Raw genomic sequence first — 23,237 nt, 5'->3', positions numbered from 1 at the left:
CATGATGACGAAGTATGATCTGGAGCCCATCGTCAAGACGTTCTACAGTGCGCTCGAAGAGGGTACCGTGCTGGGCAGAAAATGCGTGAAGTGCGGCCATATCGAGTTTCCTCCCTACCTTTGCTGCAATTCCTGCGGGAATCTCGATACCGAATGGGTCGATCTCACGAATGCCGTAGGCGTCGTGAAACAGGTCCTGTCGACGCGCGGTGCGTTCGGAGACCCCGACTTCCGCAGTGCGCATGGCGACTATTTCGCGGTCGAAGTCGTGCTGCCCGGTTGCGATCCGGTTGCAACCAGCCTGCTTCATATCGACTACGACGCGTACGACGATTTCGCGAAATGGGTTGCCGAAGACACGGTTCAGGTGAAACCGCTTATCGTGCAGGACGAGGATACGAAGATCGTCGTCTGGGAATTGGTCGAGGACAACGAGTTCAAAAAGGTCCCCGTCCTCGAGGAACGCCCGTCCGAACCGTCCGAGCTGGTTGCGTGCGATGCGCCTGCGAACGTTTCGCCTGATGCGGCTGACGCCGACGATGACGTGGCGAAGACCGTCATCTCGGCAGCGGCCGATGCGTACGGCGTGGACGAGAGCGCGATCGGACTGGCGACGAACCTACGCGAAGACCTGTCCAACGAGTCGATGAAGATGATCGTGATGATTTCGACCATCGAAGACGAAACGAACGTGACCATCGAGATTCAGGAGGCGCAGAACCTCTACACCGTAGCCGATTTCGTCGATATCGTGCGAGAACGGCTGTAGGAAGGCGTGCGCATGAAAGAATACACGGTACTGACGATCAATCCCGGCTCGAGCAGCACCAAGATGGGAGTCGTCAGAGGAGACGAGGTCATCCTCGACATCGCGGTCGACCATCATAAGGAGGATTTCGCGGATTGCGAAACCTTCGCCGATCAAGAGCCTGTCCGCATGGAAACGATTCTGAAGGCGCTCGACGAGCACGGCATCAAGCTGTCGGATATCGATGCCGTTTCCGGGCGCGGCGTGGGGCTGTACCCTTGCGAAGGCGGCACATACCGCATCGACGAGCGCGTGTACGAGCATGCGCTGAACGATGTCGCAGGCATCCGGCATCCGGCGTCGCTCGGCATCATCATGTCGTATGAATTGGGGAAGCAATACGGCATTCCGGCGTTCTTCGTGAATCCCATGCCGACGGACGAACTGTGCGACGAGGCGCGAATCACCGGGATCCCCGGCATCTACCGCCCGGCGAAATCGCATCCGCTCAACCAGAAGCAGGTGGCGATCCGTCATAGCCGAAACGTCGGCGTGCGGTACGAGGACAGCAACTACATCATCCTGCATATGGGGGGCGGAATAAGCATCACCGCCCACAGAAAAGGCCGCATGATCGACGGGAATCGCGCAGGCGACGGGCAGGGGCCGCTATCTCCGAACCGGTCGGGGGATATCTGCATCGATGACGTTCTGGCCTGCATGGAAAAGGGCATCTCGCCGGATGAGGCCAAGACTTACGCGTCGAGCACGGGCGGCCTGCTCGCCTGGTGCGGAACGGACGATCTGCGCGAGGTGAAGGGCATGATCGCGGACGGCGACCGCAAAGCCGCGCTGGTGTATCGGACCATGGTGTATTCCATCGGAAAGTGGACGGCGATGATGGCCGGCGCCATGAAGGGGGAGGTCGACGCCATCCTGCTTACGGGAGGCATGGCCCACGACGGCGAGCTGTGCGATCAGATCAAGGAGTATGTCGGTTGGATCGCTCCTGTGCACGTGTATCCCGGCAGCTTCGAGACGGAAGCGCTCGGTTTCGGAGCGATCAGGGTTCTGAGCGGCGAAGAGGAAGCCAAGACCTATACGGGCAAGCCGGTGTGGGATGGATTCGAGTGGGATGACTGAACGCGATCGGCGGCGAAGCTGAAACAGGAATGCAGCCGAGCCGCGTAGGTCCTGCCGTCCTTCGGGATGCGCGATCTGCAAGAAGGGGGAACCGCGTATGAAAATCATCGTCGAGAACAAAGGCCAGCAGCAGAGCGTGCGCTACGTCGTGGACGTCGACCGCTGCTGCGGCTGCAAAAGATGCATACGGAGGTGCCAGGAAGACGTCTGGCAGTGGGATGCGGGCACGGAGCATGCCTATCCTCGATATCCGGATGATTGCGTGCTGTGCTATCAGTGCGAGATGGATTGCCTGAATAGCGTCATCGATATTCAGGTCATTTCTCCGCTGCAGGTCGACCCGCTGGAATATAGCGCCGGCCTCATTGCGCTGGACCAGGAATAGAAGGGGGAAACGACGTGGCCGACGTAGAAGATTACGGCACGCTTCACACCGCAGACATCCTCGTGGTCGGTGGAGGAATGTCGGGACTTGTGACTGCCATCAGGGCGAAAGAGAATGATCCATCGCTTGATATCCTGGTTGTCGACAAGGGGGTCATCGGCTGGAACGGCCAGGCCACGAAAGCAGGAAACGGCATCCGCGCCACTTCCAAACATCCCAACGGCGTGCAGCATGCCCTTGCCTATCTGGTTAACGCGCATACGCCGTTTCTGAACGACCAGGAATTCCTCAGGGATTATCTCGTCGTGCATCGGGACAACCTCGATTACATGAGGCATTGCGGCGTCATCACGTCCTGCGATGACGACGGCAAGGCCGCTCCTCTTCCGTTCATCCCGGATGCGCTCGATATGGGCGGCGTCTCGCTCGACGTATGCAAGCAGCTTCGCGATTTCGCGTTGAAGCTCGGCATTCGCCTCATGAGCCGCGTCAATGTCTTCGAACTGCTGACGAGCGCCTCGAAGAAGGTCATCGGCGCCATCGGGTTCGATGCCGATCATATGGAGTGCATGGTCTTCCATGCGAAGGCGGTGGCCATGGCCACGCAGGGATGCCACTTCAAGAAGATCGGTCTTGAATTCATGGGGTACGGCACGGGTGTCGGCGCCATGTACCGTGTGGGCGCGATCATGCGCAACGTGGAATTCTCCACCCAGGTCGACGTCGTGTTCAAGAAGACCAACACCCCGATTTACGGCGGATTCAACATGATTCGCAACAAGCATGGCGAGAACCTGACCCAGAAATACATCGGGCATCTCGAATGGGAAGTCACGCCTGCGCTTGTGGATGCCATGGTGAAGGAAGTCGCTCTTGGCAACGGCCCGCTTTGGGTCGATCTCGAGAAGCCCGACGAGGTCCGTGAGATGATCGGCGGCACGGACATGGACGAATCGACCCAGCGCATGTTCCGCGACAAGCTTGCCTGGGAAGAGCTCGTGTTCAAGAAGACGGCGATGAACCTCGGAGACATCGGAACGAAGCCAGAGACGACCATCAAGACGGTGCTTCAGGTGGAGCCGGTCAAGGTCGATGCCGGGATCAGAACCGATGTGGAAGGCCTATGGGCCCCCGGAAAGGTGTCCACGCAGGGCAATGCATATTTCGGCTGGACGCGCGGCGACGGCTTGGGAAACGCTTCGACGACCGGCATGATGGCCGGCGACAGCATAGCTCCTTATGCGGCTGCTGCAGAATGGGACGATCTGCAGCTCGATCAGATAGCCGAATGCAAGGAGAAGATCTACGCGCCGCTGAATCGTCCGAACGGGTGCAGCCCGAAAGTCATCTACGACACGATCGAGCGGTATATCTTCGACGTCAATAAGAGCGTTCTTAAGAGCGAAGACGCGATCCAGGACGTTTTCGGCGACATCAAGAGGATGAAGGAGATCGTCCCCCGTCTGACCGCCGACGATCCGCATACGCTTGCGAGGTGCTTGGAGGCCGCCGATACGATTCTTTGCCTTGAGATGATCTATCGCTCGGCCGAGATGCGTACGGAAAGCCGCGGCATCATGTATCCCCACTTTCGCAAGGACTACCCGGAGCCCGACAACGCGCATTGGCTCAAGTGGATCAACATCAGACAGGGCGAAGACGGAGAGATGGAACTGTTCACGGAGGATATCCCGATGTGGAGATACCCGGTCAGGCCTCAGGGCTATCGGATTCCGGATGGCCATGTGGATGAATTCGACCCGGAAACGTTCTTCGCGGAAGGAGAGGCCGAATGAACGTCGTGAATATAAAGCTCAATGGCTACGATTATGCCATGGAAAAGGGCATGACCGTCCTAGACGCCTCTTTTGAGACCATGAAATTCAAGAAGGAGTATCTGAATCATCCTATTCCGACGCTTTATTACCTTCAGGGCATCGTGGATGTCGATGAATCCGGCGTATGCGTTGCGGAAGTAGATGGCAAGTTGGTCAACGCCTCGACAACGAGAATCGGCGAGGGCATGGAGATCGAGACCATGAGTCCGAAGGCCGTGGAGGCCCGCAAGGAGGCGCTTTCCAGGATCCTTGCGGTTCACGACAAGGACTGCCTGCACTGCCTGCGCTCTTCGAGCTGCGAGCTGCAGACGCTCTTGAAGGACTACGGATTTACCGACGAGCCCGATATACCGGACGATAACATCGAAGAGATCGACACGTCTTCGGTCGTCCTGATTCGCGACAACAACAAATGCATCAGGTGCAAGAGGTGCGTGAACGTATGCGCGAAGATGCAGGCGGTGTCTGCCATAGCCTGCACCGGAACGGGACTCGATGCGACTATCGCGCCATCGTCTCCGTCCGGCCTTGCAGCGGCGAGCTGCGTGAATTGCGGCCAGTGCGTGGCGGTGTGCCCGGTGGGCGCGCTGGTCGAGAAAACCTGCATCGACGAGGTGAATGCGGCGCTCGCCGACCCGAAGAAATATGTCGCGGTGCAGGTCGCTCCTGCCGTGCGTGCCGCCCTTGGCGAGGATTTCGAGTTCCCTCTCGGCATCGACGTGGAGGGCCGGATCGCCGAAGGCTTGAGGCTGCTCGGTTTCGACAAGGTGTTCGACACCAAGTTCGGCGCCGATCTCACGATTGTGGAGGAGGCGAACGAGCTCGTCGACCGCATTGCGCATGACGGCGTGCTTCCGATGATCACCTCGTGCTGCCCGGGCTGGATCAAGTACGCCGAGCATTTCTATCCCGATATGCTCGATAACATCTCATCATGCAAATCGCCGCATCAGATGCACGGGGCGATCGTCAAGTCTTTCCTTGCCGAAAGGGAGGGCCTCGATAAAGAGGATATCGTGACCGTGAGCGTCATGCCGTGCACGGCGAAGAAGTTCGAGTGCACGAGGAATGACGAAGACGGCGCGGGGGTGCCTGATGTCGACATCGTCGTGACGACGAACGAGCTTGCCAAAATGTTCAAGGATGCGGGAATCCAGCTGGAGGCCATGAATCCTGCCACGGCATACGACCATCCGCTCGGCTTCGGCACCGGAGCCGGCATCATCTTCGGTGCATCGGGCGGCGTGATGGAGGCCGCATTGCGCACCGCCTGCGAAACGATATCGGGCAAAGAACTCGACGCTTTCGAGTTCGCTGCCGTGCGTGGGATGGCGGGCATCAAGGAGGCGTCGGTCGATATCGACGGCGCTGACGTGCGCGTGGCCGTCGTGTCGGGGCTTGCGAATGCGAACATGCTGCTGACCAAAGTCAAGAACGGAGAAGCGGACTACCAGTTCATCGAGGTCATGGCATGCCCGGGAGGCTGCGTCAACGGCGGCGGGCAGCCCCATCAGGGCGCGTATGCGCGCAGGCTGGCCGACGTTCCCGCAGCGCGTGCCGCCGCTCTGTACGGCAACGACAGCGAGAGCGAGGTCAGGAAGTCGCACGAGAACCCGTACATCAAGCTTCTGTACGACGAGTACCTGGAAAAGCCTGGGAGCGAGAGGGCGCATCGCCTTCTGCATACGACCTATGCCATGCGATAGGCGCGAACGGACGGACGAATGAGCGAGACGTGGAAAAACACCCTGACCTTGGCGCTTGGAATCGCCCTGCTTCCGCCGCTCTGGGCGGTGGCCGCCCCGCATATCGGGGTGGCCACCGGTGCGGTTGCGCTGATTTGCGCCGGCCTTTACGTGACGAACGGGAACAGGGTTTCCGATGCGGCCAGGATCTCCGTCGGTTTTCTTCTCGGCGACGCATGGGCCGTTCTTGCCATTCTGCTCATGGCCTGGATGCCGCTGAACGAAAGCCTCGAGACCTTCATCTTGCTCTTCGTTCTGGGCGGTCTTGCGGTTATCATCGGCGCGCTATTTCCGAAGCTGATCTTCACTCCTGCCTGGCTTTGCGGCTGGGCCATCGGCCTTACCGTCATGGCGCCGTGCGGGGCTGCCCAACTCGGCAGCCTCTCCATTCAAATAGGTATGTCGATGCTGGTGGGCGTATGGTATGTCGGCGCCGGCGTCGATGTTTTCCAGAAAGCCTTGCTGAGGAGGCTGAATGGGTGAATGCAGCACGACGATCTATGCGGCACGTACGGTCCCGCTTGAAGATGTGGGGCTCTTTTCCTGCTTCTATAGGATGATTCCCGAGTCGAGGAAGAGGAGGGTGGAGTCCGCAAAGGTCGATTCGGAACGTCGGCAGGCGCTTGCTGCTTCGGTGCTCTGGCTGCATGGGCTTAAGGCTGCAGGAGCCGGAGACGATTACGCCGAAGGAAGGCTGAACGTCGCGTTGAACGATGCAGGCAAGCCGTTTTTTCCGGAAAGGGAAAATCTGCACTTCAGCATATCCCATAGCGGAGAATGGGCGCTGTGCGGGTTTTCGACGGTATCGATAGGCTGCGACGTGCAAGAGCATTACCGTGAAGACGAGGCGATTCTCACGGTGGCGCATCGGTATTTCTCCGAAGAAGAACGGCGGCTCATATCCAGTGAGGAGGATGCGGACGATCGTATCAGGCTTCTGTATCGCCTATGGACCATGAAGGAAAGCTACGCGAAGATGGTCGGGTGCGGTATCGACGACAGGTTGCCGCGCATCGGCATTCGTAGCGAAAACGGCTGTTTGCGTGCCGAGGGGCTCGGCGATGCGGGATTTCTCCATGAACTTGCAGTTGCTGAAGGATACAGCGCTGCATGCTGCGTGGCGGCAGGGGGGAGCCGACCTGTATGCGCGCTGCTGAACCTAACCGATCTGCTGGAGTGAATCAGGCGCGGCCTCCTTGTGCGATCGATGGATACGAAGGCGCTCGTTCGATCGAGGTATCGGAAAGGTCATGCTCGGTTCGGCTCGTGATGGTGCGCGGGTTGGCATCTGATTTCCATGAACGCGATTTCGTTAGGCTCCATGACGAGTTTCAAGGGCATGCGTCCCTCTCGGATTTCCACGGTTTCGATCTGAAGATGCGGCTCGCAGACGTGTTCGATGTAGCGTACGTCGCCGCTCGAGAGGGCATCGCTGTATCCCAGCTCTCGCCAAAGATCGAGAACGCTTCCCACATGCGAGTTGACCCGCCGTGTCCGAACCTGGTAGCTGCCGTTCTCCATACCTGCAAGCACGATAGTCCGCTCGATGACCGTATCGTCTTCGAAGCATTGGGACAGCAGCTCTTTGGCGATGGAATCTTCCTCGGTTTTGAAGTAGTGGTAGCTGAGCTTCCTCTTGTTATGGGCGACGATGTAGTAATTGCGCCTGCGGTCGGTCGTCACCATGAAGCCGTCGCCCGATGAGACGAGGTAGTGCGCAAGCCCTCCCAGCATAGTCAGGGCGAATCCCGCCGGCTTCATGATCCCGTCCCTGGTGACCAGCCCGTTCCCTCCCTGAAGAAGCAGGTGCGAATCGAAGAAATCCGTTCTTCGGTCGGTGCCGCTGTAGTAACTCGCCAATGAAACGCGTCCATCGATTTCGATCATGCTCTTCACGATGTACGCTCCGCGGTAGCACGAATCGTTGAGGCAGTTTCGGTCGACGACGGTTTCGTTCCATTCGGTCAGATACAACGGGACATCGCGCATGCCGGTTTCGATGATCGCCTGTTCCATCCTCTCGATGTCTTTGATCAGGTAGTCTTCGTCTCCGCTTCGCTTGAAGTATCGGTATGCATCCTCCTTCTTCTCATAGGCGTAGCTGACCGTCGATACGAAATCCGGTTCGTGGCCGCGTTCTCGCAGCCCCATGAGGATTCCCTTGATCCTCGCATCTATCGAAGGGAGGGACGGACCGCCGACCTTCATGCCGTGCGCGTATTCCCGTGCGACGCGCTGCGCTATCCCGAACAGGCTGCAATACCCGTCCAGGGGATGCTCGCCGTCGACGACGTATCCATCGAAGGGTATCTCGAGTATCCAATCTTCGACTTCCTCAACGCCGTATCGCTGCGTCACGTGCCTCATGAACGCGACGACGATGCTGCTCCACGACTCAACGCTTCCGAGGGAACGTTTTTGGTCGGATCTGAAAATCACGTCATCAAGCGTTTTATTGATTCGTTCGGCCTTCGGTTCCAGCACGATGAACGGCTTCATCCCATTGCTGAGCAACGTGTCGAATATTTGGTCGAGCCGTATGAAGTTGTACGCGTCCATGGTCTCGTTCGCATCGAGCAGGAGCTCGCTGGAAAAGGGATTCCAGAAGCGGATGTATGCACAGCCGATACGCTTGTGCAGCATCATGATGTGCTCCTGGATATCCGTCTTCAGAACATCCGCGGCGCTTCCGACGTTGATGACGCTGTTCCAACAGTGCTTGATCGGAAGGCTTTCGCGCACGTCGCACTCGGATGTCTGGCTTTCGCATGCGAAATCGAAAGGCTCCGTCTTTCCGTCCAGGATGCGGCTTATGCGATTGTCGAGGGCTTTCCTGCTTTCGGCGCTCATCTGCTCGCGGTGTTCTTTCGCGCGAACCTCGGCACGCATCTCCGAGGGACTCGCACCGTATTTCTTCTTGAAGGCTCGATTGAAATACGATGATCCGCTGAAGCCGTTGTCGAACGAAATCTGGGTTATGGGCTTGTCCGTATAGAGAAGCTCGTTCAGAGCCCGCTTCAACCTCAGCTCTCTGACATAGTGGTTGAAGTTCACTCCGAAGCTCTTCGTGAAAAAACGTGACAGGTAGCCTTTCGACAAGTAGAGTTCCTCGGCAAGAGCATCGAGGGTGATCGTCTCGGCGTAATGAATGTCGAGGTAACGCTCGATCCGCTCCTTGCGGTCGCTGTCTTTCGGAGGGTTGTTCCGTTCGCTTCCAAGAGGCTGGTCGTTAGGCATGAAGAACTCGACGAGCGTCTCTAAAAGCTTGTAGTAGAGAGAATAGTAGTCGAACACCAGACGCGCATACGTCGACTCATCGTCGCGTACGAAGTCCTGGTCGACTATCATCTGGCGGAGGAGCGCGCGAAGACGGGCGTGGTGCTCGTCGTCTTCGCGGCTGCTGTCGCATTCGATCGTTCTCAGCATCCCGTCGCATGCGGTCTCGAAGGTCGTGCCCGTCAGCTCGAGAGAGGCCAGGATGAGATCGCTCGATCCTTCGTATCGGTACTCGGTGCCGCGGTTGATGACGAGAAGGCCCATCTTGTCGAGCTTGACGTCGCGGCCGTCATAGGAAAACAGCGCATGGCCGTCGAGCACGAAGAAGAGTTCGGCATGCGCGCAGAAGCCTTCTCTGCGCGCAGCGGTGTCGATGGCGATGTTTTTGCTGCGGAACGCTTTAACTGGATTCATGCGGCGCCTCCCCCCCCGTGCATACCAGCTGCATGCTTACAAACTACCACGTCGAGCGTTTCGGCGGCCATGGAGTCGAAGGTATGGATGCGGGTTTCCTGAAATGCGGCGCGCGCGGAGACGAAGCAAAGTATCAGAATGCCCGGTTCGTTCAACCGCCATCTCAGCAGAGATCGCGGTTATCGCAGCTCTATCGCATCTCGAAAAGGTCCCGACGGAAGCGCATGCGACGCGCGCAGTTCCGCACGAGCCGAACGCGCCAGTGGCGCGTTCGTGCGAGCTCAGGACTGTCTGAGCACGCGCATGCCCTTCCGCCGGGACCTAGGTAGGCCGTCCTTCTAATTCTGCAGATCTTCGAACGCTCCTACCCGATAGCGCGAGAAGACGACCTCGCCGCTTTCCTGGGTTGCATCCAGATCGACGTCGGCGCGAATGCCGAAGTCGCGGTCGCCGTCCGCATCGCAAAAGGTCTGCATGACATGCCAGAGATGGCGGGAAGCCTCGTCGGATTCATCGATGGTGAAATAAGCGGCCGAGCGCGCGTCGGCATCGGTCAGGATCTCCTCATGCGCCTCGAAAAGCCCGTCGAGCGCCTGCTGCCAGGCGCGGGTGCCATAGCCCCAGTCTGCATCGAGTTCGCCGAGCTCTACGGCGCGTCCGCGGGCGACCAGGCGAACGCGGGCGAAAAGCGCGTTGCGCACGAGCAGCGTGACGGCGCGCCGGTCATGCACGACGACGTCTGCCGCCTCGGGGGCCGCGATGCCTTCCGCCTTGCCGGCGGATTCCCATGCATCGATGAGCGAGGAATCGACCGAGCGCACGACGAAGCCGAGCCACGACACGATGTCTTCCAAGCGCTCGTCGCGCTTATCTGCCGGAATCGTCTTGGCGAGCACGCGGTAGGCGTCCGACAGATACCGTAAAAGCGTGCCCTCCGATCGCGCGATGTTGTAGGAAGTGACGTATCCCTTGAAGTTCGCGGCGGTCTCCACCATGTCGCGCAGAACCGACTTGGGACGAAGCGCGTAGTCGTTGGCCCAGGGAACCGACTCGCAGTACTGCGCGAACGCCGCTTCGAGCAGCTCTTCGAGCGGCTTGGGGTAGGTGACGTCGGCGATCTTTTCCAGACGCTCCTCGTAATCGATGCCTTCGGCCTTCATGGCGGCCATCGCGCGGTCCTTCGCGCGGCGCTCCTGGGCCCGCAGCACCTGGCGCGGATCTTCGAGCGTGGATTCGACCATGGAGATGACGTCGAGCGCGTAGGTCTCGCTTTCCGGGTCGAGCAGCTCGAGAGCCGCCAGCATGAAGGGAGAGAGCGGCTGATCGAGAGCGAAGTCGTCGGGAAGGTCGACCGTCGTGGCGTATGCGGTGCCGCCTCCTTCGTCCGTGAGGCGTTCTACCACGCCGGCATCCATGAGCGTCTGGAAGATCTCGGCGGCACGTGTCTTGAGCGCGGTCTTCTCCTCGGTCGTCTGGAGCGAATCGTCGATGAGCCTGCACGTGCGCGCCCACGCGTCGCCGCCCTGCTCGACTTCGGCCAGCACGATGGCGTGCGTGATGCGCATGCGCGGCTTGAGCGTTTCAGGAGCGGCTTCTATCAGGCGTTCGAAGGTCTGCTTGTTCCAGCCGACGAAGCCTTCGGGCGCCGCTTTGCGTTTCACGCGCTTGCGCTTCTTCTCGTCGTTGCCGGCTTTCGCGAGCGCTTTGGCATACTCGATATCCTGCTCGGGCGCCTCGGCGATGACCCTGCCTTCGGTATCGAATCCCGAACGCCCCGCCCGTCCGACGATCTGGTGGAATTCGCGCGAGCGGAGGCGACGCATGCGCCGTCCGTCGTATTTGGAGAGCGCCGTGAGCACGACGGTGCGAATAGGCACGTTGATGCCTACGCCGAGCGTGTCGGTGCCGCAGATGATCGGGACGAGCCCTTGCTGGGCGAGCTTTTCGACCAGCAGTCGATAGCGGGGGAGCATGCCGGCGTGGTGCACGCCGATACCGGCTTCGAGCAGGCGTTTGAGCGTCTTGCCGAATGCCGTGGAAAAGCGCGTGCCGGACATGGCCTCTTTGATGGCGACGCGCTGGTCCTTGCTGGCCAGACCGAAGCTCGACAGCGACTGCGCGCAGGCGAGCGCCGCGTCTTGGGAGAAATGCACGATATAGATGGGCGCATCGCCGGCGCGCACCGCAAGCTCGACCGTCCCTTCGAGCGGGGTTTCGACGTATTCGTACGTCAGGGGCACGGGGCGTTCGGCGTCAAGGATCGCATCCACCGTGCGTCCGGTCTGCGCTTCCAAGGCGTCGGCGATCTGCGTCATATCGCCGAGCGTGGCGCTCATGAGCAGGAACCGGGTGCGAGGCATCGTGAGCAACGGCACCTGCCAGGCCCACCCGCGATCGGGGTCGGCGAAGAAATGGAACTCGTCCATGGCGACGTAGTCGATATCGCACGCGTCGCCTTCGCGCAGCGCCTGGTTCGCCAGGATCTCCGCCGTGCAGCAGACGATGGGCGCGTCGGTGTTGATGCGGGTATCGCCTGTGATCATGCCGACGTTCTCGCGGCCGAGCAGCTCGACCAGATCGAAGAATTTCTCGTTGACGAGGGCTTTGATGGGAGCCGTGTAATAGGCGCGGCGCCCCATGGCAAGCGCGAGGAAGTGCATCGCAAGCGCGACCATGGATTTGCCCGATCCGGTGGGCGTGCCCAGGATGACATGGTCGCCCATCATGAGGCTCATGCAGGCCTCTTCCTGGTGCGGCCAGAGCTCGATGCCGGCTTCGATCGTCCAGTCGAGGAATGCGTCTATGACCTCGTCGGCCGAGAGTTCCTCGCGGTCGTTGAGCTCGAGCGCCCTGCGTCCCAGCTCGCCATATGCGGTCGGATTGCGCGGCGCGCACGCGCCGTCGGCGGCCGAGCCGATGGCCTGGGCTCCGTCGGCGGCGATCGGGCCTTCCGCTTCGGGGCCGCTGCCGGCAGTCGGGCCGTCTGCTTCGAAGTTTGCTCCGGAGATCGGGCCGCCTGCCTGAAGGCCGCCGTCGGTGCTCGGACTGTTGTTTCCAGCGATGGTGTCCATAGGTTCCGTTCGTGATGAGGTGCGACGTGCGGTCGCCTGCGTTCTCGCGGAGTCTTCGCCGCGCGATCGCCGTGCTTCGAGTCGAGCTATCACTATAGACGTTCGGCGAACGATTCCGCGCGTCGAGCTGCATGCGGGATACGTTCGTGCGCCGACGGGATCGCCCCTCTCGTTTCGGGCTTGTGCGATTGCGCGTTTCGGTATCCGAGTGCGACGGGGTCTTACGGCCCGAAGCTGTGCGAGGGTTCGCATGCGAGGCGATCCGCCCCGCGTTCGTGAGCCTCTCCGCTTGCCGCGCGAAATGCGCCCAGCGCGCGTTTTCCGTTGCACAGAGACGATTGCAAACCTACAATTCGATTGCACACAATTAAAAAGGCTCGAAAAGGCCTCGAGGAAGGGAAGCGTTCAACCGCTTTCTGGCGAAAGGAGCAGAGCATGGAGATCAAGAACGTCGTCGTGGCCGGTGGCGGGGTCCTGGGAAGCCAGATCGCCTTCCAGTCCGCCTACAAGGGATTCAACGTCACGGTATGGGTTCGCTCCGAAGGGTCGATCGATCGTGCGAAGCCCAAGTTCGAAGTCCTGAAGAACACCTATCTGGCCACGCTCGAGGCCATGAAGACGAATCCTGCCGCCTATTGCCGCGGTTTGGCGGACGATCCGAAGGCCACGCCCGAGCAGATCGACGAGCTCAAGGCGAAGGTCGTGCCCGCGTTCGAGGGCATCGCGTTCACGACGAGCTACGAAGAGGCCGCGCGGGACGCCGATCTTATCATCGAGGCGATCGCCGAAGATCCGCAGCAGAAGATCGCCTTCTACGAGGAGCTTGCCAAGCATATGCCGGAGAAGACCATCCTGGTCACCAATTCCTCCACGATGCTGCCAAGCGCCTTCGCGGAACATACCGGGCGTCCCGCCAAGTACCTGGCCCTGCATTTCGCCAACGAGATCTGGCGCAACAACACCGCCGAGGTCATGGGGCATCCCGGCACCGACCAGGCGGCGTACGACCAGGTCGTCGAATTCGCCGCGGCCATCGGCATGGTTCCCCTCAAGCTGCATAAGGAGCAGCCCGGCTATATCCTGAACAGCATGCTCGTGCCGTTCCTGAGCGCCGCCGAGGCCCTGTACGCCAACGAAGTGGCCGACCCCGAGACGATCGACAAGACCTGGATGCTCGGCACCGGCGCGCCCGTCGGCCCGTTCCGTATCCTCGACATCGTCGGGCTCGTGACCGCGTACAACATCGTGATCATGAATCCTCTCGCGAAGGATCCCGAGACCACTCCGGGCAAGATCGCCGCAGTTCTCAAGAAATACATCGACGAAGGCAAGACCGGCGTCGCCGCCGGCGAGGGCTTCTACACGTACAAGTAGATGGAACGATAGGCGCAGACCGCATCGCATAGATGCGGTCTGCGGACATTCTTTCGATATGCTATCGCTTCAGCGTCTTGAGATAGGCTTTCCGCTCGTCGACGATCCTACGGCTCTCGCGCGCTTTCTGGATCGTTTTGTTGTGAACCCAGGAATCAAGCGCGCTTTGCTGCAGGTAGGGGATGGCCGCGTCCCACTGCTTCGCGAGCGCCGTCGCGAAGAACCAGGCGATCATCATATTGACGTAGTATTCCTCCGAGCGGACGGCGGCGGGAATCTCCAGAAGCTCCGCCTCGAAATCCTCGTCGAGGAAGTGCGTCATCAGCATCTCAAGACCGAAGCGGCAGGTATACGCTTCCTTGGAGGAAGCCCAGATCCGGATCTTTCCGAGCAGTTCGGCTTTGTGCTTCTTGAACGCCTTCGGGGACATGACGTCGCATACCGCCCAGTTATCCATGTAGGGCAAAAACGCATCCACCGCAGCGATGCAGGTCTCGTAATCCTTGATTTCGGAAATCAGCAGGGCATGCAGCATGTCCTCGTCGAAGCAGCCGTGCGGCAGGTCGGTCAGGAATTCGGCCGTTTCCGGGTTCGAGGCGATAGTCTTCGCAAGCCTGCGCGCGTCGGGCACGCGGACGCCGATGAACCGCTCGAGCGGCACGCCGGGCGTAAGCTTCGCCTGGAAGGCGGCGTAATCCGAATCCTGCAGCTCGAAGAGCCTGTCTCGTATGGGCATGGACATGGGCGTTTCCCTTCGGCGGCGAGATGCGAAGCCTTTCTGTCTGCATCGCCCCTCGCGTTCCTATGCCAGGATGAATACGGGCCGTTGCTCCGCATCAGGATGAATATGAGCTGTTGTTTCGAGGATTGCAAGAATGTATCGGTCTTGTGCCGAAGGACGCGGGCGAGGCCCCTCGTCCTTGACGACCGCCAGTGCGGTTCTATAATTCGGAATCGAAATCCGTTTTTGAATTCAAATTCAAGGAGGCAGGCATGGCGCAGCAGAGACGCTCGTACAACACCAAGCAGCGCGCTGCGGTTCTTTCCTGCCTGACCGAGCAGTCGCGTCGTTTCTTGAGCGTGGACGAGGTCTACGATATTCTGCGCGACGGCGGCGCCTCGGTCGGCCGCACGACGGTGTATCGCACGCTGCAGACGCTCGTCGACGAAGGCGTGGCGGCCAAGGTCGTGACGCCCGGCACCGGAGAGTCGCGCTACCGGATCCTCGAGACGGACGGCACCGACGAGGGCCAGCTTCTGTGCCTGGATTGCGGCTGCGCGCTTCCTCTCGACTGTTCCATGCTCAAAGGCTTTTCCGAGCATGTCGAATCCCACCATGGGTTCGTCATCGATCGTTCTCGCACGGTGCTTTACGGTTACTGCTCCGCGTGCGCTGCAAGGCGGGAAGGCGAACGATGACCGCATCTCTCCATGGCGCCCGTCGCGCATTCGGCCTTGCGGCATGTCTGGCAGCGCGCGATGCCTGCGCTCATGTCTCCGCCGCCTCCCTTGCCGACCATCGCTGCGTCGGGCCTCACTGCCCCGTATGCGAGGCGATGCGCGCGTTTCGCCGCATCGAAGACCGCGTTGCCGCGGACGTGCGACGCGCATGCATCGCCGCGCGCCGCGAGGCCGAACGCGTGCATGCCTGGATCAGCCGCATCGCATCGTCTGCTGCATTCCTTACGCCTGTCTCCCAGGGGACGCGCCTGATCGTCTGATGCCGCCGCCGCGCGCCGTTGTCGAAGCGGCGAATGCGGCGTCGGACGCCTGCGTTCGGACGCCCGCTTCCTCGCAGAGGGCGGGGAGGCTTCTGTCCATTGAGAGAGAATCTGGGAGGATTCATGTCTGTTGATGTTTCCGGGATGTATTCCCGTCGCACGTTCCTGGTGGCCGGTGCCGCCGTCTGCGCCCTTTCCGCGAGCTTCGTGCTTGGCGGATGCGGCACGTCTTCGCCCGCCAAGCCCGTCGACGACTCGAGGGTCCAGGTGGTCGCGAGCTTCTATCCCATGTACGATTTCGCGAGCAAGATCGGCGGTGACCGCGTTCAGGTGACGTGCCTCGTGCCTGCCGGCACCGAGCCGCACGACTGGGAGCCCTCCACGGCCGATCTCAAGACCTTCGAGACGGCCGATATGCTCGTCTACAACGGCGCGGGCATGGAGCATTGGGTGCATGATGTGCTCGAATCCACCACCAACGACAAGCTCGTGGCCGTGGAAGCGAGCAAGGGCGCGCACCTGCTCGAGCTTTCTCCCGAGGCGCTTGCCGAGGAAGCGGCCGAGCATGCGGCCGAGGGCGGCGCCCACGCCCATGCCCACGAGCACGAGGGCGAGGATTCCAAGACCGATCCGCATGTCTGGCTTGCGCCCGAGAACGCCAAGATCGAGATGAATAACATCAAGGAGGCCCTCATCGAGATCGATCCCGACGGCAGGGAAACCTACGAGGCGAACTACGAGAAGTGGGCGGCCGAATGCGACGCTCTGGACTCCGAATTCACCAAGGGGCTTTCCGGCGTGTCGAATCATTCGATCGTCGTCTCCCATGAGGCATTCGGCTATCTGTGCGATGCGTACGGCCTGACCCAGATGCCGATCGAAGGCATCGAAGCCGATGCCGAGCCCGATGCCGACCAGATGGCCAAGATCGTCGACTTCGTCAAGCAGAACAACGTCAAGACCATCTTCAGCGAGGAGCTCGTGAGCCCGAAGGTCGCCCAGGCCATCGCCGATGCGTCCGGCGCCCAGGTGGAAGAGCTCAATCCGCTTGAAGGACTATCCGACGAAGAGCTCGCCGCCGGCGAGGAGTACTTTTCCGTCATGCGCAGCAATCTCGATGCGTTGAAGAAGGCGCTTGCGTGATCGAATCGCTCGACAACCCCGTCGTCTTCGACGACGTGACGTTCTCCTACCGTGGAACCGACGTGCTGCGCGGCGTGTCGTTTTCGATCGAGGCGGGAGAGATGCGCGCGCTCGTCGGCGACAACGGCGCGGGCAAGTCGACCATAGCCAGGATCATCGTAGGCGAGGCGACGCCCCGTTCGGGCGTCGCCCGCCTCTTCGGCGTCGCGCCCGAACGGTTCGAGGACTGGGCGCGCATCGGCTACGTCTCGCAACTGGCGCCGACTGCCATCGGACGGTTTCCCGCCACCGTGCTCGAGCTCGTGCGTGCAAGCCAGCATGCTTCCATGCCGCGCTTCCGTCCGGCATTCCGTTCGTTTCGCGATGCCGCGCTCTCCGCGCTCGACGCGGTGGATATGGCGTCGTTCTCCAAGCGTCTCATTCGCGAGCTTTCAGGCGGCCAGCTGCAGCGCGTCCGCCTTGCGTGCGCGCTTGTGGGCGCGCCTGATCTGCTCGTGTTGGACGAGCCGGTGAACGGGCTCGACAAGGAGGGTCGCGCGAAGTTCTACGGCCTGGTACGCCGCGCGCACGACGAGGCGGGCATCGCGGTCTTCCTCATCACGCATGATCTGGACGCGCTGCCGTCGCTCGGGTGCTCCGTCATGCGCCTTGAAGAGGGCGTCATCGAGGACGGTACGGGCGCTGCGGCCGGCGCCGCCTCGCTCGCAGATGCGGCGGCCTGCGAGTCTCCTGCGAGCGAGGAAGATCTCGTCGTAGACGCCGACGAATCGCGTGCCTGCGAGGCCGAAACCGCCGCAGGCGCCGGTGCTTCATCCAAGGGGGTGCGTTAGGCCATGTTCGAATACGTGTTCATGCAGCGCGGTCTCGTCGTCGGCATCCTGCTCGGCATCGTCGTGCCCTTGGTCGGCGTCACCATCGTCCTGCGCCGCCTGTCCATGATCGGCGACGCCCTTTCCCATACGTCGCTTGCCGGCGTGGCGGGCGGCCTGATCGCAGGCATCAACCCCGTGGCCGGCGCGGCCGTCGCGTGCGTGGCCGGCGCGATGTGCGTCGAAGGCGTGCGCAAACGCTTCAAGGACCAGTCCGAGCTCGCGGTCGCCATCGTGCTTGCGGCGGGCATCGGCTTGGCGGGCGTCTTGTCGGGCTTCGTGCCCAATTCCGCGAGCTTCAACAGCTTCCTGTTCGGCAGCATCCTCACCATCAGCGAGGGAGAGGTCGTCTCGGTCCTCGGCATCAGCATCCTTGCGCTCGCGTTCTGCGTGCTGCTCGACCGCGAGCTCTTCCTCATGGCCTTCGACGAGCGCCATGCGCGCGTATCGGGCGTGCGGGTCTCGCTTATCAACGCGCTCTACGTGTTCGTCGTGGCCCTCGTCGTCGCGGTGGCGGCGCGCACCGTAGGCTCGCTCATGGTGTCGTCCATGATGGTCGTTCCCGTGGCATGCGCGCTTCAGGTCGCGCGCAGCTGGCGTCAGACCTGCGTCATCTCGAGCGTTGTCGGCGTCGGCTCGGCTGTGCTCGGGCTCATCCTTTCGTACGTCCTCGGCCTGAAGCCCGGCGGAACCATCGTGCTGCTTTCCGTGGCATTGCTGCTGGCCATCTTCGTCGTGAAGAAGGCCGTCGCCCTCGTGACACGGCGGGCGTAGGGAACGGTCGTCGAAGCCGAGCCTCATTCTGACATCGCGCATTCCCATTGATGCAGCGCATCGCATCGCTCCTTTCCGAGGGGCGATTTTTTTCTTTTTCGGGGTAACCACTGCAACCTTTCCGTGCGTTTGCATCCATTAATGTTATCTCTAGCTAACTATCGCCAGGGACGCCGGGGCATCGTTCGTCCGACAGCCAGGCGGAGAAGCAAAGGACCTGCCGCAACTCGCAGGGAATCGACATGCGGCAGGGGATAAGGATTTCGGCCGCGCGATCGTGGATGCGCGCGGCGCAGGGAAAGGATGGCTCTCATGGGCATGAAGGCACGAGGCAGATTCCTCGACGGGCTGCTTGCCACGGTCTTCGCCGTGGTCTTGGCCGTGTCGATGGTGCCGACCCCTGCATCCGCTTCGCCAGGGGCGGATGCGGGGACGGAACCGTCGTCGGGCGTGGCGGCGGCACGCGTCGCCGACGGGCAGGACGGCGCGGACTCGGCGGGTGAAAACGCCGGCGAACCTGCCGACGAACTTGCTGACGAGGGTGCGAACGAAGCTGCGGGAGCGGCATCCGGCAACCAGGACGGCAGCCTGAGCGAGGAGGCTTCAGGCATGGCGGCATCCGCAGGCATCCTGCGCGCCCCGGCCGCGACGCTCGCGCCCGGAACCTATTCGGTCACGGCCAACGTGAGCATGCCGGGGCAGTACAATCCCCTGATTCCGGGGCTTACGGTCTATCCGACCACGCAGCACAATCCCTTCGGCCCGACGATCGACGAGAACGTGGGGCTTGACGTGCAGAACGCGATTCCGCAGGTTCCGGTCAGCGCCAACGCGACGCTCTATGTGGGAACCGACGGCAAGGCCACGCTTCTCGTTCCCTTCCCGAATCCGATCTTCACGTTGCAGGACCTCGGCACCTGCGCCGCGCTGCCCGATGCGGCCGTCGAGCGCGTGTCGCCTACCGATTGGGGTGGCGGCGGCATATGGGAAGGCAACTACAATGCCAGGACCAGCCGCATCCATAAGGTCGCGCTCACGCTTCCCGAAACCCAGACTGCCGGCACCAAGACCTACGACTTCAAGGGCAGCAAGCTCTATGCGGTGCCGTTGAACATCGAGCTCGCCCCGAACGGGAATATCGCCCTGCAGCTCGCGATCGACTACGGCAGCGCGGTCAGGACGGGCGACACGACGGCGGCTCCCGCGCTTGAGCAGGGCAGGATCGTCGTGAATACGCCCAAGGCTGTCGAAGGGCTCGTCTCGAACGGGTCCGAGCAGACGGGCGTCCTTATGGGCAAGGGTACCCAAGGCTTCACCCTGACGGGCGAGAAGGCCGCCGATGCCGGCGTGCATACCGCAACCGCGACGCTCAAGGACGGCTACGTGTGGGCCGACGGCACGACCGGTCCCAAGTCCATCGAATACACGATCGAGGCGAACGCCCTCGATAAGGCCAAGGCAGCCTTGCAGGCATCCATCGATGCCGCGCAGGCAGATCTCGAGAGCGTGGCCGAATCCGCCGACGGCTCCGACATCTCTCCCGATGCGCAATGGGTGACTTCAACCGCGGCGCAGGAGCTTAAAGACGCCGTCGCCGCCGCGAAGGCATCCCTTGCCGCGCAGAACCCGACCTCCGAGTCCCTGACCGCCGCCAAGGATGCCCTCGACCAGGCCGTGGCAGCCTTCGATGCCGCGAAGAAGCCCGGCACGAAGCAGGAACCCGGAACCCTTGCGCCCGGCACCTACACGGTGACGGCGAACTTCTCCATGCCGGGAAAGTACAATCCCATCCTTTCCGACGTCACGGTGTATGCGAACAACCCCAACAACCCGTTCGGCGTCTACGATGAGAACACCCCCGACTACGGCGTGGATGTCGAGGTGCACACGCTCGCTCCGGGCGAGACCCTCGATCCCAAGAACTTTCCCATGCATTGCCTGCCCATGAGCCCCATGAAGGACAACGCGACGCTTATCGTCAAGCAAGACGGCACCCGTTACCTGTATCTCAGGGTGTACAATCCCGCCTTCACGCTTCAGGACGCGGGGACATGCACCGACTTGCCCGACACCGCGATCGAGCGCGTGACCGCGACCGGCAAGACGCTCTGGAACAAGCCTGGCTACAACGGCAAGGACTCGCGCATCCACAAGATGCTCGTGAAGCTCACCGATGCCCAGACGACCGGCACGGCGACGTACAATTTCAAGGGCAGTTCCTTTTATATCGTGCCGCTTCAGTATTCGCTTGCCCCCGACGGAGATATCGCGATGCAGCTCGATATAGACTACGATTCCGCGACGAAGAAGTCGGATTCCGTCGACGTGCCGGTGCTCGTCACGGATAAGACCGTGGTGAACAAACCTGCGGTCAAGGAGACCTCGTTCGCCTACAACGGCAACGAGCAGGGCGTTCCTGTTTACGAGAACACCGGCTACACCCTTTCGGGCGAGGCGTCGGCCCTCTATCCCGGGCATTACTCCGTCACCGCCACGTTGAAGGATGGTTACGCCTGGTCAGACGGCACGACCGCGCCCGTCACGTACGATTGGAGCATCTCCGGACCGTCGGCTCCGAGCAACAAGACCATCCCTATTCCGACGGGAACGAACGTGGTGTTCGATAATCAAGAGCACAACGCCGTCGAGGCGGGCGAGGGGTATCTGGTCGTCAATACGCATGCGGTCAATGCGGGGAGCTACGAGACGACGCTGCACCTCATCGAAGGCTGCACCTGGTCGGATGGGACGACGGAGGATAAGCAGGTAGCTTTCGACATCGCGCCGCGCACGGTGGATGTCGAGCAGTCCGTCGTGAATCCCACCGAGGTGAGCATCGTCTATACGGGCGAGGATATCGATTTGGCTCCGTACCTCAACTTCGGTGAGAATGTTGCGCTTCGCGATAGATTGTCACTCAAGAAGCCTTTCATTCATGAAGCATGGCAAGGCGTAGGTCAAAGAGCTGAACGGTTCGTGCCCTACGACGCGAGTCTGTATCCTGCAGCCGCTGCTCCTTACGTTGTTGCCGAGGGGGGCAACTTCGCCTGGAAGGATGGTACGACCGATGGCGTGCTGGTGCTCATCAAGATCACGCCTGCGCCTCTGACGGCGAAGGCGCCTGACATGGAGATGTCCTACGGCGATGCATCCGCTCAGCTTCCCGACTCCGTGGTGACGGGCTTCGTCGGCGGGCAGGACGCTTCCACGGCAAAGGGCTATAAGGCGCCGAAGGTTTCCGTCAAGGGCCATGAGGACGAAGACCTCGCTACGCTTGCGCCCGGCACCTACGAGCTTGAGGCGTCCGGCGGTTCGGCAGACAACTACGAGTTCGCCTCTTACGAGGGCGGCACGCTCACCGTGCTTCCTGCCGGCGAGGCTCCTGCCCCGGCACCCATCGAGGGCCTGGCGTACACGGGGGCCGAGCAGCAGGGCGTCGCGACGAGCGGGGCTTACGAGCTCTCGGGCGATGTGGTTGCCACCAACGCCGGCGATTACGTTGCTACGGCAACCTTGAAGCCCGGCTACGTATGGGCCGACGGGCATGAGTCTGCGAGCCGCGATATCGCATGGTCCATCGCCAAGAAGAAGGTCGCTCGTCCGCAGGCTGCGTCGGGGCTGACCTACACGGGCGTCGAGCAGCAGGGCGTCGCGTCTTCCGACGACTACGAGCTTTCCGGCGATTGGAAAGCGACGCACGCCGGCGATTACGTGGCTACGGCCACGATCGCCGATGCCGATAATCTCGAGTGGGCTCCTGCGCGCGCCGGCCTCGTCGCCTATGCGGCGGCGCTGCGCGGACCTGGGGGCGGTGCGAGCACCATGAGCATTCCCTGGTCCATAGGTAAGGCGACCCTCACGGCCTCCTATGCGGGAGAGACCGTCGAGCCTGGCGGAAGCCCGGCCTACGCCGTGTCCGTTACGGGATTCGTCGGCGGAGAAGATGCCGCAACGGCATCGGGTTACACGGCTCCCGCCGTCACGCCCCTGCCCGCCGCCTCGCTTGCGTCCGAGGGGTCCTTCGAGCTCTCGCCCGCAGGCGGCGCTGCCGACGACTACGACTTCTCCTACGCTTCCGGCACGCTTGTCGTGAAGAAGGCCAAGACGCCCGCACCCGATTCGAAGCCTCCTTCGAATCCTCCGAGCGGCACGGACAAGCCCGGTGGTTCTGCCGATAAGCCCGACGGCTCCAAGCCCGACGGTTCCGCCAAGTCGACGCATCCCGACACCAAGAGGAAGGGTTCGGCCATTCCTCGGACCAGCGACGCCACGAATGTTCTGCCTGCTGTCTGCGTCATGCTCGGTGCCTCTCTCGTGGCGGGTGGGGCCGTTGCTCTGAGGCGTCGCATGCGTTAGCCGACGCCCTTGGCTGCCATTCCGGATGTGTTCCGGATGAGTTCAGGATGATGCCTCGGCCTAATGTAGCTGGTTGGCATCTCGGCTGTGTCTCGGGCAGTCGCGTTTGGATGACGGGTTCAGTTGACGCGTGCGGATGGCGAGTCCAGCTGACGTGTGCGGATGGCGGATTTGGTTGACGCGCCTGGACGACGGATTCGGTTGAAGTGCGCGGATGGTGAGTCCGGACGGCATGTTCGGAAGGTGGCATGCCTGGGTGACGGATGCGGGTGGTTTGCCCGGATCGCGGATTTCGCCGATTGACGCGCCTGGTTTCAGGCCCGGACCCCCCTTGAGGGGGTTCCGGGCCTTCGTTTTGGTCGAGTTTCCAAGGCAAGGTC

At 61.5% G+C, this 23,237-nt stretch carries 17 protein-coding genes and 1 pseudogene; 15 read left to right on the top strand and 3 right to left on the bottom strand.

The annotated features are described in order from the left end of the window. Nucleotide 1: 1 nt before the first annotated feature. The 8 genes and pseudogenes from HMPREF0762_RS08995 to HMPREF0762_RS08990 all read left to right on the top strand — a co-directional run bounded on the left by HMPREF0762_RS08995 (nt 2) and on the right by HMPREF0762_RS08990 (nt 7,039). On the top strand, nt 2-769 hold the full coding sequence (locus HMPREF0762_RS08995; RefSeq protein ID WP_211204469.1) for a phosphopantetheine-binding protein: 768 nt from the start codon (nt 2-4) through the stop codon (nt 767-769). Nucleotides 770-781: 12 nt separating this feature from the next. Continuing rightward, nucleotides 782-1,891, top strand: a complete 1,110-nt coding sequence (gene buk / locus HMPREF0762_RS07140) for a butyrate kinase (RefSeq protein ID WP_006362917.1) — start codon at nt 782-784, stop codon at nt 1,889-1,891. Nucleotides 1,892-1,988: 97 nt separating this feature from the next. Then, nucleotides 1,989-2,276 (top strand): 4Fe-4S dicluster domain-containing protein, encoded by a 288-nt coding sequence (locus HMPREF0762_RS07135; protein ID WP_006362916.1) that lies wholly within the window; start codon nt 1,989-1,991, stop codon nt 2,274-2,276. A gap of 14 nt (nt 2,277-2,290) precedes the next feature. After that, nucleotides 2,291-4,072 (top strand): FAD-binding protein, encoded by a 1,782-nt coding sequence (locus HMPREF0762_RS07130; protein WP_006362915.1) that lies wholly within the window; start codon nt 2,291-2,293, stop codon nt 4,070-4,072. Beyond that, a complete protein-coding gene (locus HMPREF0762_RS07125) occupies nt 4,069-5,820 on the top strand; it encodes a [FeFe] hydrogenase, group A (RefSeq protein WP_006362914.1) in 1,752 nt (583 codons plus the stop codon). The genes HMPREF0762_RS07130 and HMPREF0762_RS07125 overlap by 4 nt, the downstream gene beginning before the upstream one ends. 18 nt (nt 5,821-5,838) lie before the next feature. After that, nucleotides 5,839-6,291 (top strand): annotated as a pseudogene (locus HMPREF0762_RS07120) (DUF1097 domain-containing protein); the annotation flags it as partial. Beyond that, nucleotides 6,216-6,419, top strand: a complete 204-nt coding sequence (locus tag HMPREF0762_RS09490; protein ID WP_407695451.1) for a Trm112 family protein — start codon at nt 6,216-6,218, stop codon at nt 6,417-6,419. The pseudogene HMPREF0762_RS07120 and the gene HMPREF0762_RS09490, both read left to right, overlap by 76 nt. Continuing rightward, on the top strand, nt 6,335-7,039 hold the full coding sequence (locus HMPREF0762_RS08990) for a 4'-phosphopantetheinyl transferase family protein (protein WP_006362912.1): 705 nt from the start codon (nt 6,335-6,337) through the stop codon (nt 7,037-7,039). Before HMPREF0762_RS09490 ends, HMPREF0762_RS08990 begins: the two co-directional genes overlap by 85 nt. A 68-nt stretch (nt 7,040-7,107) precedes the next feature. On the opposite strand, the gene HMPREF0762_RS07110 is transcribed toward HMPREF0762_RS08990, so the two are convergent. Continuing rightward, a complete protein-coding gene (locus HMPREF0762_RS07110; protein WP_006362911.1) occupies nt 7,108-9,549 on the bottom strand; it encodes a GH39 family glycosyl hydrolase in 2,442 nt (813 codons plus the stop codon). A gap of 338 nt (nt 9,550-9,887) precedes the next feature. After that, nucleotides 9,888-12,620 (bottom strand): DEAD/DEAH box helicase, encoded by a 2,733-nt coding sequence (locus tag HMPREF0762_RS07105; protein WP_006362909.1) that lies wholly within the window; start codon nt 12,618-12,620, stop codon nt 9,888-9,890. Between the two features lie 435 nt (nt 12,621-13,055). Here HMPREF0762_RS07105 and HMPREF0762_RS07100 point away from each other — a divergent pair, with 435 nt between their 5' ends. Then, nucleotides 13,056-13,994: a 3-hydroxyacyl-CoA dehydrogenase gene (locus HMPREF0762_RS07100; protein WP_006362907.1), complete on the top strand. Its 939-nt coding sequence runs from the start codon at nt 13,056-13,058 to the stop codon at nt 13,992-13,994. A gap of 61 nt (nt 13,995-14,055) precedes the next feature. Here HMPREF0762_RS07100 and HMPREF0762_RS07095 read toward each other — a convergent pair whose 3' ends face one another. After that, entirely contained in the window at nt 14,056-14,736 is a 681-nt protein-coding gene (locus tag HMPREF0762_RS07095; RefSeq protein WP_006362906.1) for a DNA alkylation repair protein, read from the bottom strand. 251 nt (nt 14,737-14,987) lie between these two features. On the opposite strand from HMPREF0762_RS07095, the gene HMPREF0762_RS07090 reads away from it, so the two are divergent. The 6 genes from HMPREF0762_RS07090 (at nt 14,988) to HMPREF0762_RS07065 (ending at nt 22,857) form a co-directional block, all read left to right on the top strand. Further along, the gene (locus tag HMPREF0762_RS07090) at nt 14,988-15,413 is read left to right on the top strand and encodes a Fur family transcriptional regulator (RefSeq protein WP_238319028.1); all 426 of its coding nucleotides are present in this window, start codon (nt 14,988-14,990) and stop codon (nt 15,411-15,413) included. Further along, nucleotides 15,410-15,715, top strand: coding sequence for a hypothetical protein (locus tag HMPREF0762_RS07085; RefSeq protein WP_040619410.1), 306 nt, complete (start codon nt 15,410-15,412; stop codon nt 15,713-15,715). Before HMPREF0762_RS07090 ends, HMPREF0762_RS07085 begins: the two co-directional genes overlap by 4 nt. A 123-nt stretch (nt 15,716-15,838) precedes the next feature. Beyond that, on the top strand, nt 15,839-16,858 hold the full coding sequence (locus tag HMPREF0762_RS07080; RefSeq protein ID WP_040619409.1) for a metal ABC transporter solute-binding protein, Zn/Mn family: 1,020 nt from the start codon (nt 15,839-15,841) through the stop codon (nt 16,856-16,858). Continuing rightward, nucleotides 16,855-17,688 (top strand): metal ABC transporter ATP-binding protein, encoded by an 834-nt coding sequence (locus HMPREF0762_RS07075; RefSeq protein WP_006362901.1) that lies wholly within the window; start codon nt 16,855-16,857, stop codon nt 17,686-17,688. Before HMPREF0762_RS07080 ends, HMPREF0762_RS07075 begins: the two co-directional genes overlap by 4 nt. A gap of 3 nt (nt 17,689-17,691) precedes the next feature. Next, nucleotides 17,692-18,501 carry a metal ABC transporter permease gene (locus HMPREF0762_RS07070; protein ID WP_006362900.1) on the top strand — a complete coding sequence of 270 codons (810 nt, stop codon included), beginning with the start codon at nt 17,692-17,694 and terminating at the stop codon, nt 18,499-18,501. Between the two features lie 312 nt (nt 18,502-18,813). Then, nucleotides 18,814-22,857 carry an MBG domain-containing protein gene (locus HMPREF0762_RS07065; RefSeq protein ID WP_115314247.1) on the top strand — a complete coding sequence of 1,348 codons (4,044 nt, stop codon included), beginning with the start codon at nt 18,814-18,816 and terminating at the stop codon, nt 22,855-22,857. Nucleotides 22,858-23,237 lie beyond the last annotated feature (380 nt).

This window comes from Slackia exigua ATCC 700122 (assembly GCF_000162875.1).
Taxonomy (GTDB): domain Bacteria; phylum Actinomycetota; class Coriobacteriia; order Coriobacteriales; family Eggerthellaceae; genus Slackia; species Slackia exigua.
Note: the sequence above shows the minus strand (reverse complement) of the source record. Positions and strands in the feature narration are given on the sequence as shown.